The organism is Wenjunlia vitaminophila DSM 41686, from assembly GCF_000380165.1.
GTDB lineage: Bacteria > Actinomycetota > Actinomycetes > Streptomycetales > Streptomycetaceae > Wenjunlia > Wenjunlia vitaminophila.
Window position 1 is genome coordinate 132,053 of the sequence record NZ_KB904658.1, and the last position, 13,271, is coordinate 145,323.

Annotated in this window: 11 protein-coding genes; 7 read left to right on the forward strand and 4 right to left on the reverse strand. The window is 71.9% G+C overall.

Annotated features, from left to right (window positions below; all coding sequences use genetic code 11):
- The first annotated feature begins 115 nt into the window (after positions 1-115).
- Positions 116-760 (forward strand): MBL fold metallo-hydrolase, encoded by a 645-nt coding sequence (locus A3IG_RS0109135; protein WP_018383256.1) that lies wholly within the window; start codon positions 116-118, stop codon positions 758-760.
- 91 nt (positions 761-851) lie between these two features.
- Positions 852-1,649 (forward strand): exodeoxyribonuclease III, encoded by a 798-nt coding sequence (locus tag A3IG_RS0109140; RefSeq protein WP_026220059.1) that lies wholly within the window; start codon positions 852-854, stop codon positions 1,647-1,649.
- On the opposite strand, the gene A3IG_RS29100 is transcribed toward A3IG_RS0109140, so the two are convergent.
- Complete coding sequence (locus A3IG_RS29100; protein WP_322887989.1) at positions 1,559-2,503, reverse strand: AfsR/SARP family transcriptional regulator; 945 nt, start codon at positions 2,501-2,503, stop codon at positions 1,559-1,561. The two genes, A3IG_RS0109140 and A3IG_RS29100, sit on opposite strands and share 91 nt — an antisense overlap.
- A 306-nt stretch (positions 2,504-2,809) precedes the next feature.
- Between A3IG_RS29100 and A3IG_RS0109150 the strand changes: the two genes are divergently transcribed.
- Positions 2,810-4,438: an SLC13 family permease gene (locus tag A3IG_RS0109150; protein ID WP_018383258.1), complete on the forward strand. Its 1,629-nt coding sequence runs from the start codon at positions 2,810-2,812 to the stop codon at positions 4,436-4,438.
- Positions 4,439-4,450: 12 nt separating this feature from the next.
- On the opposite strand, the gene A3IG_RS0109155 is transcribed toward A3IG_RS0109150, so the two are convergent.
- Entirely contained in the window at positions 4,451-5,176 is a 726-nt protein-coding gene (locus tag A3IG_RS0109155; RefSeq protein ID WP_018383259.1) for a hypothetical protein, read from the reverse strand.
- A 264-nt stretch (positions 5,177-5,440) separates the two neighbouring features.
- Between A3IG_RS0109155 and A3IG_RS0109160 the strand changes: the two genes are divergently transcribed.
- Positions 5,441-6,136: a nitroreductase family protein gene (locus A3IG_RS0109160; protein WP_078500216.1), complete on the forward strand. Its 696-nt coding sequence runs from the start codon at positions 5,441-5,443 to the stop codon at positions 6,134-6,136.
- 770 nt (positions 6,137-6,906) lie between these two features.
- Here the strand turns inward: A3IG_RS0109160 and A3IG_RS0109165 are convergent.
- A complete protein-coding gene (locus tag A3IG_RS0109165; protein ID WP_018383261.1) occupies positions 6,907-7,830 on the reverse strand; it encodes an SDR family oxidoreductase in 924 nt (307 codons plus the stop codon).
- A 226-nt stretch (positions 7,831-8,056) separates the two neighbouring features.
- On the opposite strand from A3IG_RS0109165, the gene A3IG_RS0109170 reads away from it, so the two are divergent.
- Genes A3IG_RS0109170 through A3IG_RS0109180 form a run of 3 tightly spaced genes read left to right on the forward strand, consistent with a single transcriptional unit; the run spans position 8,057 to position 11,962 of the window.
- Complete coding sequence (locus A3IG_RS0109170) at positions 8,057-8,914, forward strand: ABC transporter ATP-binding protein (protein WP_026220062.1); 858 nt, start codon at positions 8,057-8,059, stop codon at positions 8,912-8,914.
- On the forward strand, positions 8,911-9,891 hold the full coding sequence (locus A3IG_RS0109175; RefSeq protein WP_026220063.1) for an iron-siderophore ABC transporter substrate-binding protein: 981 nt from the start codon (positions 8,911-8,913) through the stop codon (positions 9,889-9,891). Before A3IG_RS0109170 ends, A3IG_RS0109175 begins: the two co-directional genes overlap by 4 nt.
- A 4-nt stretch (positions 9,892-9,895) precedes the next feature.
- Positions 9,896-11,962: an iron ABC transporter permease gene (locus tag A3IG_RS0109180; RefSeq protein ID WP_026220064.1), complete on the forward strand. Its 2,067-nt coding sequence runs from the start codon at positions 9,896-9,898 to the stop codon at positions 11,960-11,962.
- A 121-nt stretch (positions 11,963-12,083) separates the two neighbouring features.
- Here the strand turns inward: A3IG_RS0109180 and A3IG_RS0109185 are convergent, their stop codons facing one another.
- Positions 12,084-12,704 carry a choice-of-anchor C family protein gene (locus A3IG_RS0109185; RefSeq protein ID WP_040911086.1) on the reverse strand — a complete coding sequence of 207 codons (621 nt, stop codon included), beginning with the start codon at positions 12,702-12,704 and terminating at the stop codon, positions 12,084-12,086.
- Between the last annotated feature and the right edge of the window lie 567 nt (positions 12,705-13,271).

The following is a 13,271-nucleotide window of genomic DNA, read 5'->3' on the forward strand; positions in this document are numbered from 1 at the left end:
CCCCGTGGAGCCGCCGCGCGACCGCGGGCGCCGGTGGCAGGATCACCGGGGGCCGTCCGCGCCCGGCCGGGCGCCGGGCCACGGCCGGTACGCGTCACCGGGAAGAAGGGGACCCATGAAGCTGACCAAGCAGGGCCACGCCTGTGTCCGCGTCGAGCGGCACGGTCGTGCGCTCGTCATCGACCCGGGCGGGTTCACCGAGCCGGACGCGGCGGTGGGCGCGGACGCGCTGTTGGTCACCCACGAGCACCCGGACCACTTCGACGAGGGCAGGCTGCGCGCGGCCCTGGAGGCGAACCCCGCCGCCGAGGTCTGGACGCTGCGCAGCGTCGCCGACCGGATCTCCACGGCGTTCCCCGGCCGCGTCCACACCGTGGGCGACGGGGACACCTTCACCGCCGCCGGGTTCGAGGTGGAGGTGCACGGGGAGCTGCACGCGGTGATCCACCCCGACATCCCCAGGATCACCAACGTGGGGTACGTCGTGGAGGGGCGGCTGTTCCACCCCGGTGACGCGTTCACCGTCCCGGGGCGGCCGGTGGAGTCGCTGATGCTCCCGATCCACGCGCCCTGGTCCAAGATCCAGGAGGTGCTGGACTACGTGCGCGAGGTGGCGCCGGCGCGCACGTTCTCCCTCCACGACGGACTGCTGTCGGAGAACGGCTTCACCGTCTACGACCGGTTGCTCGGCGCGGGCGGCCCGGTCCCGGACGTGGTCCACCGGCGGCTGCTCCCGGGGGAGAGCACCGAGCTGGGCTGACCGGCCGGCCGGGGTCCGCCCCGTCGGCGGGCCCCGGAGCCGCTGGCCCTTCGGGTCTGTCGGTGCCGGGAGGTAGATTCGATGCATGTCCCTGCGCATCGCCACCTGGAACGTCAACTCGGTCACCGCCCGGCTGCCCCGGCTGCTCTCCTGGCTGGAGAGCTCGGGCACCGATGTGCTCTGCCTCCAGGAGCTGAAGTGCGCCCCGGAGGCGTTCCCCACCGAGCCCCTGCGGGAGCTGGGGTACGAGTCCGCCGTGGTCGCCACGGGCCGGTGGAACGGCGTGGCCCTGGTCTCCCGGGTGGGCCTCGAGGACGTGGTCCTCGGGCTGCCCGGTGGCCCGGGCTACCCGCAGGACGAGCAGGAGCCCCGGGCCGTCTCGGCGACCTGCGGCCCGGCCCGGGTGTGGTCGGTGTACGTGCCCAACGGGCGCGAGGTGGACCACGCGCACTACGCCTACAAGCTGCGCTGGCTCACCGCGCTGCGCGACGCCGTCACCGAGGACGCGCAGGGCCTGCTCCCGTTCGCGGTGCTCGGCGACTTCAACATCGCCCCGGCCGACGCCGACGTCTGGGACCGTTCCGTGTTCGACGGCATGACGCACGTCACCGAGGCCGAGCGGGCCGCCCTGGCCGCCCTGCGCGAGACCGGCCTCGAGGACGTGGTGCCGCGCCCGCTGAAGTACGACCACCCCTTCACCTACTGGGACTACCGGGAGCTGGGCTTCCCGAAGAACCGCGGCATGCGGATCGACCTGGTCTACGCCAACGCCCCGTTCCAGAAGGCCGTCAAGGACGCCTACGTGGACCGCGAGGAGCGCAGGGGCAAGGGCGCCTCCGACCACGCTCCGGTGGTGGTGGACCTCGACCTGGACCTGCCCCACGAGTGAGCCGCGGCGCCGGGGCGGCGGCCTGCCGGGCCGCCGTCCGGTCCGGCGTGGCGGGGGCGCCGGGGCGGCGCGGGGTCCGCGGCCAGGATGCGCTGGTGCAGGTGGGTGAGCTCCGGTGACGGCGGCACGCCGAGTTCCTCCCTGAGCAGTCGCTCGGTGACGGCGAAGACCGCCAGGGCGTCGGTCCGGCGCCCACCGCGGTACAGGGCCAGCATCAGCAGCCCCCGCAGTCGTTGCCGGAGCGGGAAGCGCGCCGTCAACGCGGTGATCTCGGCGACCGCCTCGCGGTGCCCGCCAAGGGCCAGGTCCAGCTCCAGCCGCTGTTCCAGCAGGGTCAGCCGCCATTCGGAGAGCCGGGCCCGCTGGGCCTGGGCGTACCGCCCCGGCACCCCGAGCAGGGCCTCCCCGTCCCACAGGTCGAGCGCCGAGGTGAGCAGGCGCCGGGCCAGCGCCGGCTCGCCGGCCGCGCGGGCCCGGGCGGCGTCGGCGGCCAGCCGCTCGCACACCTGGAGGTCCACCCTCCCCGGCGGCAGCCGCAGGGCGTACCCTCCGCTCTCCGGCACCAGCACCCCCGGGCCGACCACCTGGCACAGCCGCAGCACGTAGGTGCGCAGCCCCTGCACCGCCCGCTGGGGTGGGTGCTGGCCCCACACGGCGTTCATCAGGGTTCCGGGCGTCACCGTCTCGCCGGCGCGCAGTAACAGCGCGCTGAGGACCACGCGCTGCTGGGAAGCACCGATCGTCAGTTGTTCGTCGCCGCGGTGGGCCCGCACCGGACCGAGCACCGTGAACCGTAGTTCTCCTTGGCCCGGCGGCGCCGTGGTGGCGGTTCCGGGCAGCGATCGACTGGCCAAAGCACACATGTGATGTCCCCCGTCGGGGCGGATCGCCCCCGTACCGATGTGTGGTGCCCCAAATCCGTTGCTTGTTCAATCATCCCGGTCGGGCGCGATCTCGGCGGCTCCCCTGTCGTGACAGCTTGATGCAGGGCCGACATTGGCCACTTCCGCGATCGTCGGGGATGAGGCATCCTGACCGGCCCCTTTCGGGTGGAACGGCTCCCTCCACGATCTAACGGCCTTCGAGGTGACGCACGGTAGATCAGACGGAGGCAACCGCCCGCGTCCCCGCGGCGGGAACTGGCCCCGAAGGAGCCGCCGATGTCCACCCCCAGGCAGAAGACGACAGCCCCGTCCGGCAGCACGGGCAACAGAACCGACGTGGACAAGGCCCTGTTGGGCCACGCCACCTACCGCGGCCTCGGCGAACAGCGGCTCTCCCCCCGGGAGGAGAGGTTCGAGCGCGCCCGCCGCACCACAGGTCTGTGGCTGGCGCCCCTGGTGACCGTGGTGTTCCTGGCCCTGCCGCTGGACCTGGGCGCGACCCAGCAGTCGCTCGCGGCCATCCTGCTCGGCGTCATCGTGCTGTGGGTCACCGAGCCGGTGCCCATCCCGATCGGCGGTCTGATCGGTGTGGGCTGTGTGGTGCTGTTCGGGGTGGCCCCGGCGGCGGAGGTCCTGGCGCCGTTCGGCTCCTCGACGATCTTCACCTTCATCGGGGCGTTCATCCTCGCCCAGGCCATGCTCACCACCGGACTGGCCCGCAGGTTCGCGTTCCGGGTGCTGTCCCTGCCGCGCGTCGGCAGTTCCACCTTCGGGGTCATCGTCGCGTTCGGCGGGATCACCTGTGTGCTGTCGGCGTTCGTGTCCAACACCGCCACCGTGGCGATGCTGCTCCCGACCGCGCTGGGCATCCTGTCCGTCATCGCCAAGATGCTCCAGGAACGCGGCCTGGTCGCCCCGGACTTCGACCCGCTCCGGTTGCGGGTCGGCGCGGCGCTGATGCTGATGCTCGCCTACGGCGCCGGCGTGGGCGGACTGCTCACCCCGGTGGGCACCCCGCCCAACCTGATCGGCCGCGGCATGATCGAGGAGGCCACCGGTGAGCGGATCTCGTTCGCCCAGTGGACGGCGATGGCCCTGCCGATCTGCGCGGTGATGTTCGTGGCGCTCGCGGTCATCCTGCTGTTGCTCAACCGACCCGAGATCCGGCGGATCGAGGGTGTGGAGGAGTACGTCGCCGCCGAACGCGCCAAACTGGGCCGGCTCTCCCGCGCGGAGTGGAACACCCTGGTCGCCTTCGGGGTGACGGTGGTCCTGTGGATGGTCCCCGGCGTGGTGGCGGTGGTGTCGGGAACGGACTCCTCGGCGTACGAGACGGTCACCAACCGGCTCAACGAGGGCGTGGTGGCGGTCCTCGGCGCCTCGCTGCTCTTCCTGCTCCCCACCGACTGGCGCAAGCGCGAGTACACCCTGAACTGGAGCGACGCGGCCCGCATCGACTGGGGCACCATCCTGCTCTTCGGCACCGGCATCATCTTCGGGTCGCTGCTCGAGGACACCGGCCTCGCCAAGACCATCGGTGACTCCTCCTCCGACGCGCTCGGCCTGTCCAGCTCGCTGACGATCACGGCGTTCGCCATCGTGCTCGCCGTGGTCGTCTCCGAGACCACGAGCAACACCGCGTCGGCCGCGGTGGTGGTGCCGATCGTGATCCCCGTCGCCGTGGCCGCCGGGGTCAATCCGACGGTGCCGGCGATGGCCGCGACGTTCGCGGCCTCGTTCGGGTTCATGCTCCCGGTGTCCACCCCGCAGAACGCCATCGCCTACGGCTCGGGTGCGGTCTCCATCACCACGATGATCCGCTCCGGCGCCGGCTTCGACCTGATCGGTGCCGTGCTGATCCTGCTCGTGCTGCCCCCGATGGCCGCCGCCGTGGGTCTGGGCTGACGTCCGACCAGGTCAGGTCGCCGGCGTGCGCGCCTCCCGGGTCACGTCGGCGACCAGCTCCACCACGTCGGGCCCGTAGGCCTCGGAATTGATCACCTTCAGCAGCAGGCAGAACGTGCCGTTCGCGCCGTGCCTGCGGGCCAGCGAACGGTGGTGGCGGACCAGGTAGCGCACGGCCGCCTGGTTGGTGATCGCCCGCTGCCCGCTGGCGAGGAACACCGGACGGGCGGAAGAGCCGACGGTGACCCTGGCCAGCAGCACGTACTCCACCTCGCCCGGGCGCATGGCGTAGGTCTCCCCGCCGATGGCGAACGCGCCCCGCAGCGGCCCGGGTTCCGGGCTCGTGTCCACGGTCACCCCGGGAAGCAGCGAGGAGATGTGGGCCGCGGACCGGCGGTTGGAGACCGGGCCCCCGATGCAGAACTCGGTACGCCCGCCGAAACCCGGCTGCGCCACGTCGTGGCCGACCAACTCCGCGTTCGCCTGACACTCCTTGATCAGAGCGGACAGTTCGAGCAGGGCGAAGACGTCGTACCGGGCCACGTAGTCGTGCTGCGCTCCCGCCCCGGCGTGCTGGTTGATCACCAAGAGGCACTCCGCGCCACGTGACAGGCCGAAGAACCGCTGGGTGCGCTGGAGTCGGCGTCCGGCGACCACGCGTCGGGCGCACCAGCCCAGGGCGGCGCTCACCACACTCGCCGCCACTCCGAGCACGATCTGCACCACGGTCTCATCCATGGCACCGGGATGGTAGTGGGGCAACGGCAGTGATCAACAGGTCATGTGTTCGTATGGCGGGTCAGCCGGTGGGGGAGTGGGGACCGCGGGACAGGGAAGTGGGCACCGCCAGCCCCCCGCGGGACGGCCGACCGCCGGAGGCGTGTCGAAGGACCCAACGTCGGTGCTCCGAAGCCGCGTTGGACCGTGCGCCGGCGTCCGCACGAGCACGGACGGCGTAATCTGGTACGGACCTTTGCGGCGTCACCGGTGAGGAGCTCCCTCATGCCGACACAACGATGGCTCCCCGTCCACGGGCAGGAGTACCGGGGTGTGCCGTACCGGCCCTCCCGGATGGACCAGGAGGCATCCCTGGCCGCCGCCCGGGACCTCAGAGCGCGGATGAACGAGCGACGCACCGTCCGTCAGTTCTCCAGCGATCCGGTCCCCGAGCAGGTCGTCCGCGACGCCATCGCCGTGGCGGCCACCGCTCCCTCCGGTGCACACCAACAGCCCTGGACGTTCGTCCTGGTCAAGGACCCCGACGTGCGAAGGCGCATCAGGGAGGCCGCGGAACACGAGGAACGGGTCTCCTACGCCGGCCGGCTCGGCGAGGAGTGGCTGGAGGCCCTGCGCCCGCTGGGCACCGACGCCGTCAAGGCGCACCTCACCGACGCGCCGTTCCTGATCGTGGTGTTCCAGCAGCGCTACCTCCTCGCCGGGGACGGCACCACCCGCAAGCACTACTACGTGGACGAGTCGGTCGGCATCGCCGTGGGCATGTTGCTCACCGCGCTGCACCTGTCAGGTCTCGCCGCCCTCACCCACACCCCCAGTCCCATGCGCTTCCTCTCCGAGGTGTTGGGCCGGCCCCGCAACGAGAAGGCGTTCGCCGTCATCCCCGTCGGCTACCCCGCGGACGACTGCGAGGTGCCCGACCTCGTCCGCAAGTCACTGGACCAGGTGCTGGTCGAGATCTGACGCCGGGTCCGGGGCGGGTACCGCGGACGCGCGCCGATCCGAGCGCCCCTGAGCCCATCACTCGGGGCGAAGTTTGTACCAATCCTGTCACTTCGCGGGACCACTCCCAGCCTGCCGTGCCTACCATCAGGAGAGCGAGAGACCGGGGTGCCCGGCGCCGCCTGGTGTACGGGCCCCGGCCGATCTCGGCCTTTCGGACGGGGGATGTTCCATGGGCGCAGCAGGAATGATCATCGCGATCGTCGGTGTCCTGCTCCTGGTGGTGCTCTGCATGGGTTTCATGCGGGCCGACCAGGACAGGGACGAGAGTCGATCGGGTAGTTCGAGCAGGGGCGCAGCCGGTTCCCGCACCCGCGCAGGACACAGGTCCAGCGGGAGGAACCACACCTCCAGCAACAGCCACACCTGGCTCGGCGGTGGTTGGGACGGTGGCGGAGGCGGTGGCTGCGACGGCGGCGGCGGAGGTGGCGGAAGCTGCTGACGCGGCACCACCAGCGCCGCACCACCGGCGCCGCATCCGGTGCCCACCGCCCGGGCACAGCGTTTCCGTCGCCTCCCGGCGGCCCGCCCGCGCGGGCGGGGACCACCCCCGTGGAACCGCGCCCGCGCGGCTACGTGTGGACGGCACCGGACCGCTCGCCTGGTCCGCCCGGGCCTGTCTGACGTGTCAGACAGGCCCGGGGACCGCGTCCGGTGCCGGTTCTGCGGCGGCCGGTGGTTCCGGCTCCCGCGGACCGGGTGGTCGTGCCCGGGGCGGGGGCGCGGCGCCGTCAGCGGTATCCGGTGACGTCGGCGGGCTTTCCGGCGTCCTGCACTTCCGCCAGGTACCGCCAGGCGTCCGGCTGGCTTCCGTCGAGGTCGGTGAACCCGTACTCCCTGGCGAGCTGCCCGCTGGACAGCGACTGGCCGTTCCACCGGGCGACCCGCGGGTCCGCGGCCAACTCCGCCACCGCCCGGCCCACATAGCGCGGCGTCTCCGAGATCGCGAAGTGGGGCACGGCCTCCAGCGCGTTCCGCCAGTTCTCCTCGGTCACCCCGAAGGTGTCCAACACGCCCTCCGAGCGCACCCACCCCGGTGTCAGCGCCACCGCGGTGGCGCCGCGTGATCCCAGCTCCTCCCCGAGGCTGAAACCCATCCGCAGCACACAGGACTTGGCCAGGTCGTGGAAGAACGACACCCGGTAGTTGTCCCGGTTGTACTCTGCGGTCCCGTCGGTCATCTCCACCGCGAGGCCGCCTGGGTGGCGCACCAACAGCGGCAGGGCGAGGTGGCTGGTGATCGCGTGGGTCTCCACGGCCAGCCGGAGCAGCCGCAACCCCCTGTCGAGGTCGTGCTCCCAGACCGGTCGCTTCCACTCGAACAGGGGCTCCCTGCCCCAGATGTCGTTCACCAGGACGTCCAACCGCCCCTGCTCCGCATCGATCCGCGCCACCAGCTCCCGGACCTGGTCCGGCACCAGGTGGTCCGTCGGCACCGCGATGCCGCGCCCCCCGGCGGCGGTCACCAGCTCGGCGGTCTCCTCCACGGTTTCCGGTCGGTCGTCGTCCGAGCGGTTCTCCCGGGTCGTGCGCCCGGTGACGTACACGGTCGCCCCCGCCGCACCCAGCTCCACCGCGATGCCCCGCCCGGCCCCCCTCGTCGCCCCCGCGACCAGGGCCACCTTGCCGTCGAGTGTCACCTTCTTCGCCGTCATGACATGCCTCTTCCCCCGTGAACACCAACAAGCGGCGCGACGCCCGGCGTCGGGCCGATCCTGGGCATCCTTCCACGCGCCGCCGACGACCGACCCGCAGTGAACGCGCGTGTCGGCGGACCGGCCGGGGAGTCCGTCCGCGTCCCGTGTCCGGGGGAGGGCGGTGCGTGCCTCTTCGTCCGGACTCCCCCTCCCCCCAAGATAAGGGTAGGCTAACCTTAGTCACGTGAGAGCAGGTGTGAAGACCCCCGAGGCCGTGCCCCGCGGCCACCAACTGTCCGCGACGGGCGTCACCGTGGCGTACGACGGTGTCGACGTCGTGCACGACGCGTCAGTGACGCTGCGGCCCGGCGCGGTGACCGTCCTGGTGGGGCCGAACGGCAGCGGCAAGTCCACGCTCCTGCGCACCATCGCGCGGCTGCAACGGCCAAGGACCGCGACGCTGGCCATCGACACCGACACGGACGGCCTCGCCCTGAGCCCGCGGGAGTTCTCGCGGCACGTGGCCCTGCTGACCCAGGGGCGCCCCACGCCCAGCGGACTGACCGTGCGGGACGTCGTCGAGTTCGGCCGCTACCCGTACCGGGGCCGCTGGGGCGGGGCGGACCCCGACGGTCCGGCCGCGGTGCGCCGCGCCCTCGCCCTGACCGGCGTTGCCGAACTCGCCGACCGCGGCGTCGAACACCTCTCCGGCGGGCAGCTCCAGCGTGTCTGGCTCGCGAGCTGTCTCGCCCAGGAGACCGGCGTGCTGCTCCTCGACGAGCCCACCACCTACCTCGACCTGCGGTACCAGGTCGAACTCCTGGACCTGATCCGCGACCTGGCGGACGACCACGGGATCGCGGTCGGCGCCGTCCTGCACGACCTCGACCAGGCCGCGGCCGTCGCCAACAGGGTCGTGCTGCTCCACGACGGCCGGGTCACCGCCGACGGCGCCCCCGAGGACGTACTGACGTCACGGCGCCTGACCGACACCTACGGCATCCGCATCGAAGTCGACACCGACCCCCTGACGGGCCGGCTGCGCACCCGCGCGATCGGCCGGCACCACACGCGAAGTGAAAGGCCCAGCACCACCCCATGAGACGCCTCCTGATGACCGCCGCGGCAGCGACCGCGGCGGCGCTCACCCTGACCGCCTGCGGGACGACCGAGCCCTCCGCCGACGACGCGAAGAAGCCGACCGCCGACCGCGTCACCCTCACCGACGCCTCCGGCACGAAGGTGCGGCTCGCCGGGCCCGCCAGGAAGGTCGTGGCAACCGAGTGGAACGTCGTCGAGAACCTGGTCTCCCTGGGCATCGACCCCGTCGGAGTCGCCGACGTCAAGGGCTACAGGACCTGGGACACCGCGGTCCCACTGAAGAACGAGCCCAGGGACATCGGGACCCGGGGCGAACCGAGCGTGGACACCATCGCCTCCCTGTCACCGGACCTCATCGTCGCCACCACCGACCTGCCGCCGGCCGCCGTGAAGCAACTCCGCGAGGTCGCCCCCGTCCTCGAGGTCCGGTCCGCTGACGCCTCCGACCCGATCGGGCAGATGAACGAGAACCTCGACCTCATCGCACGGGCCACCGGCACCACCAAGCGGGCCGACACGCTCAGGAAGCAGTTCGACGCGAAGGTCGCCGAGGGCAAGGAGGCTCTTGCCCAGGCCGGTCTCGCGGGCGCGAAGTTCGCCTTCGCCGACGGGTACCTCACCTCCAACCAGGTCTCGATCAGGCCGTTCACCAGCGGCTCGCTCATCGGCGCCGTCAACGAGCGGCTCGGCCTCGAGAACGCCTGGACCCTCGAGGGGGACGAGAACTACGGGCTCGCCGCCACCGACGTCGAAGGGCTCACCAAGCTCGGCGACGTGCAGTTCGCCTACATCGGCAACGACGGGGACAAGAACAGCACGCCCTTCGACGGCGCCCTGGCCAAGAACTCCGTGTGGACGTCGCTGCCGTTCGTGAAGAAGGACAACACCCACCGGCTGCCCGACGGCATCTGGCTGTTCGGTGGACCCGAGTCGATGGGGGCGTACATCGACGCCGTCGTCGAGGCGCTGACGACGTAACACCGTGACCGCCACCCCATCCACCACCGCCACGAGGTCACCGGCGGCCACGTCCAGGACGGGCGTGGCCGCGGTGACGGCCGCGCTGCTCCTCCTCGTCGCGGGCCTCGCGATCATCGACATCACCCAGGGCACGGCCGCCGTCGGTGCGCCGGAGGTCCTCAAGGCGCTCACCGGCCAGGCCGATCCGGCCGACGCGTCGGTCGTCGTCGCCTCCCGGTTGCCGAGGATGACCGCGGGGCTGCTCGTCGGGGCCCTGCTCGGGATGGCGGGGACCGCCCTGCAGGCGGTCAGCCGCAACGTGCTCGCCTCACCCGACACCCTCGCGGTGAACGCGGGCTCCTACCTGGCCCTCGGGTTGGCCGCCGTCACCGGCACGTCGCTCCCGCTGCTCGCCTCCTCCGGTGTCGCGTTCGCCGGCGGCCTCGGGGCGGGGGCGGTCGTGCTCGGGCTTTCCGGCCTCGGCACGGGCACCGTCCGGCTCGTTCTCGCCGGCAGTGCCCTCACCCTCGGCCTCACCGCCGTCACCGAGGGCCTGCTGCTGCTGTTCCCCGAACAGACGGAAGGCCTCTACCAGTGGAACCAGGGCAGCATCTCCCAGAACGGGTTCGACGCCGTGGTCCGGATGGCACCGATCGGCCTGGCCGGCCTCGCCGGGTTGCTGCTCCTCGCCCGCCGGGTTGACGCCCTGTCCCTCGGGGACGACGCTGCCCGGGGCCTCGGAGTGCCGGTCCGTTCCACCAGGGTCACGGTGGTCGTGCTCGCGGCGCTGCTCTCCGCGGCGGCCGTGACGCTCGCCGGACCGATCGGCTTCGTCGGTCTGTGCGCCCCGGCCCTCGTCCGTCCCGTCGCCCGCAGGTTCCGCGCGTTCTCCAAGGCGCGCGTGCACGTTCCGGTCGCGGGCCTGACCGGCGCGGCGCTGGTGCTCGGCTCGGACGTGCTCATGCGCGCCGCCGTCCCGGCGGACCTCGCGGTCGCGGTGCCCACGGGCGTCGTCACCAGCCTCGTCGGCGCCGTGTTCCTGGTCGTGATGGCCACACGGGTCCGGGACAGCGCCGGGGCAGCCGCGTCGGAGCGGGTGCGCATCAGGAGCCGGGCCGTCTTCCTGACCACCACAGCGGTCCTCGCGGTGGTGGTCGTCGGGGTGACGGTCGCCGCCGTGTTGCTGGGCGACACCAAGCTGCTGCTGGGTGACGTGGTGAACTGGGCACAGGGCAGGTCGGGCCGGACCGTCGCCTTCGTCCTGTCCACCCGGGTGCCCCGGGTCCTCGCGGCGCTCCTCGCGGGTGCGGCACTGGCCCTGGCCGGGACGCTGGTCCAGGCCGTGACCCGCAATCCGCTCGCGGAGCCCGGTGTCCTGGGGGTCTCCGGCGGGGCCGCGCTCGGCGCGGTGCTCATGGTGACCACGGTGCCCCTGGCCGGACCGTGGAGCGTGGCCGGTGCGGCGTTCGCGGGGGCCGCGCTGAGCTCCACGGTGGTCTTCGGGCTGGCCGCGCGGAGCGGGTTCCCACAGAACCGGCTGGTGCTCGTCGGGATCGGCGTCGCCACCGGCACCACCGCACTGATCAGCCTGCTCATCGTCCTCACCGACCCGTTCAACGCGACGAAGGCGCTGACCTGGCTCTCTGGCTCCACCTACGGGCGGACACTGCCCGACGTGGCGCCCCTCGCCGCGGTGCTCGCCGTCGGCCTGGTCGTCGCCGTCCTGCGGCACACCGAGCTCGACCTGGTGTCGCTCGACGAGGACACCCCCAGGCTGCTGGGGCTCGATCTGGCACGGGGGCGCCTCGGCTTCCTCGTGCTGGCCGTCGTGCTCAGCGCCGCCGCCGTGGCCGCCGCGGGCACGATCGGTTTCGTGGGCCTCGTGGCCCCACACGCGGCACGGGCCCTCGTGGGCCGGCAGCACCTCCGGGTGATCCCGGTCGCGGTGCTCCTCGGCGCCGTGCTCGTGAGCACCGGGGACCTCCTGGGCCGAACCGTGATCGCGCCGGCCCAGCTCGGCGCGGGCCTGATGACCGCCGTGATCGGCACGCCGTACTTCCTCCTTCTGCTCGTACGGGGCCGCCGTTAGAACGGGCACGGCCACCCACCGCCGTCGGACCCGAGGCACCCGCAGCAGGCCCCGGGTCCGAACCGCGCGACGGTGGAACCGCTCTGCCGCTCTGCCGTGCGGCCGTGCGGCTCCGGTCCGATCAGCCGCGCTTGGAGCAGGAGCAACAGCTCGTGCGCACCTGGACGTTGTCGATGACCGGCCCGTGGGCGCTGTTGGGCGTGGTGCTGGCGAACGCCAGAGTGGTGGAGGAGCGGGTGGCGACGAAGGTGAACTGCCGCGTGACGTAGCCCATGTTCGTCCGCGACCTGCCCCTGCTGTCGAAGGAGAAGTCCTGGAAGTCCTGCCCGTCGATGAGCGCCTTGCCGGTCTTCACCCGTGGCCCGCCGCCGGTGTTCGAGGCCAGGGAGTAGGTGACCGAGTACGTGGTGCCCGGGATCGTGGTGAAGGTCTGGGCGACCGTCCCGGTGGTGGCGCCGTTCAGGTCGAGGGACTGGTCACCCTCGGCGGCCTGCCAGTACCCGTCCCCGATCAGGTCCACCGAGCCGCGGGTGACCCGCCAGGGCCCGATCGCCTGCCCCGAACGGAAGGTCTTGAACGAGTGCGCCCGCACGGTGGGGTTCTCGAAGCCGCCGTCGTCGAACCGACTCAGCAATGGTCGGTCGGCCTGCGTGCTGTGCGAGGGAACTGCTGCCGCGGTACCGCCGCCAGCCAGAAGACCGACGGCGAGGGCGGCGGTGAGGCAGGTGCGTGAAACTGACATGACCCCTCCCGAACAACGGTGTGGACGTAGTGCGCTCTTGCCAAGGTAAAGAGCTATACATAGGCCCGCATCACCCACACGAGTGTCTGGGGGATGCGCACCGAACGTCCCTACGCGGGCGCACACCTCAATGGGAGGACCACAACCCGAGCATCGACCTACGTCTCACTGATATCCGTGTTCATGGCGCAACCACGAGATCGTCGAGGTATAGCGCACATCGCCCCCGTGTCGCCGAGCCCGGCAGGGGCGGAGCTCACCACCGTGCCCCCGGGACCCCTGTGACCAGGCCCGCTCGGGGGAGCGAGCGGGGAGGGAGCCCCAGAGGCCGCCCCCTGCGGAACTTCGGCGAGCCCTCGCGGAACTTCGGCGAGAAAGGCATGGGGGAGGAGCTGTGGGTACCCCTTCTGAGGGGCTGCGCGGCAGCCTGACGGCTGTTTCGATACCGGTCATGAGGTGTTCGTCATTCGACTCCTTCTGAGTTCTTCTGACGCCCACGAGCGTCGTTCCCTTACGCAGCACGATCTGGTTCTTCTGGAGCTTTACGCATAGTTTCTCCGTCCGGAG

Excerpts from the sequence above, each read along its gene's own strand:
- A3IG_RS0109135 (WP_018383256.1), top strand. The coding sequence starts at position 116 with ATGAAGCTGACCAAGCAGGGCCACGCCTGTGTCCGCGTCGAGCGGCAC.
- A3IG_RS0109150 (WP_018383258.1), top strand. The coding sequence starts at position 2,810 with ATGTCCACCCCCAGGCAGAAGACGACAGCCCCGTCCGGCAGCACGGGC.
- A3IG_RS0109155 (WP_018383259.1), bottom strand. The coding sequence starts at position 5,176 with ATGGATGAGACCGTGGTGCAGATCGTGCTCGGAGTGGCGGCGAGTGTG.
- A3IG_RS0109160 (WP_078500216.1), top strand. The coding sequence starts at position 5,441 with ATGCCGACACAACGATGGCTCCCCGTCCACGGGCAGGAGTACCGGGGT.
- A3IG_RS0109165 (WP_018383261.1), bottom strand. The coding sequence starts at position 7,830 with ATGACGGCGAAGAAGGTGACACTCGACGGCAAGGTGGCCCTGGTCGCG.
- A3IG_RS0109175 (WP_026220063.1), top strand. The coding sequence starts at position 8,911 with ATGAGACGCCTCCTGATGACCGCCGCGGCAGCGACCGCGGCGGCGCTC.
- A3IG_RS0109185 (WP_040911086.1), bottom strand. The coding sequence starts at position 12,704 with ATGTCAGTTTCACGCACCTGCCTCACCGCCGCCCTCGCCGTCGGTCTT.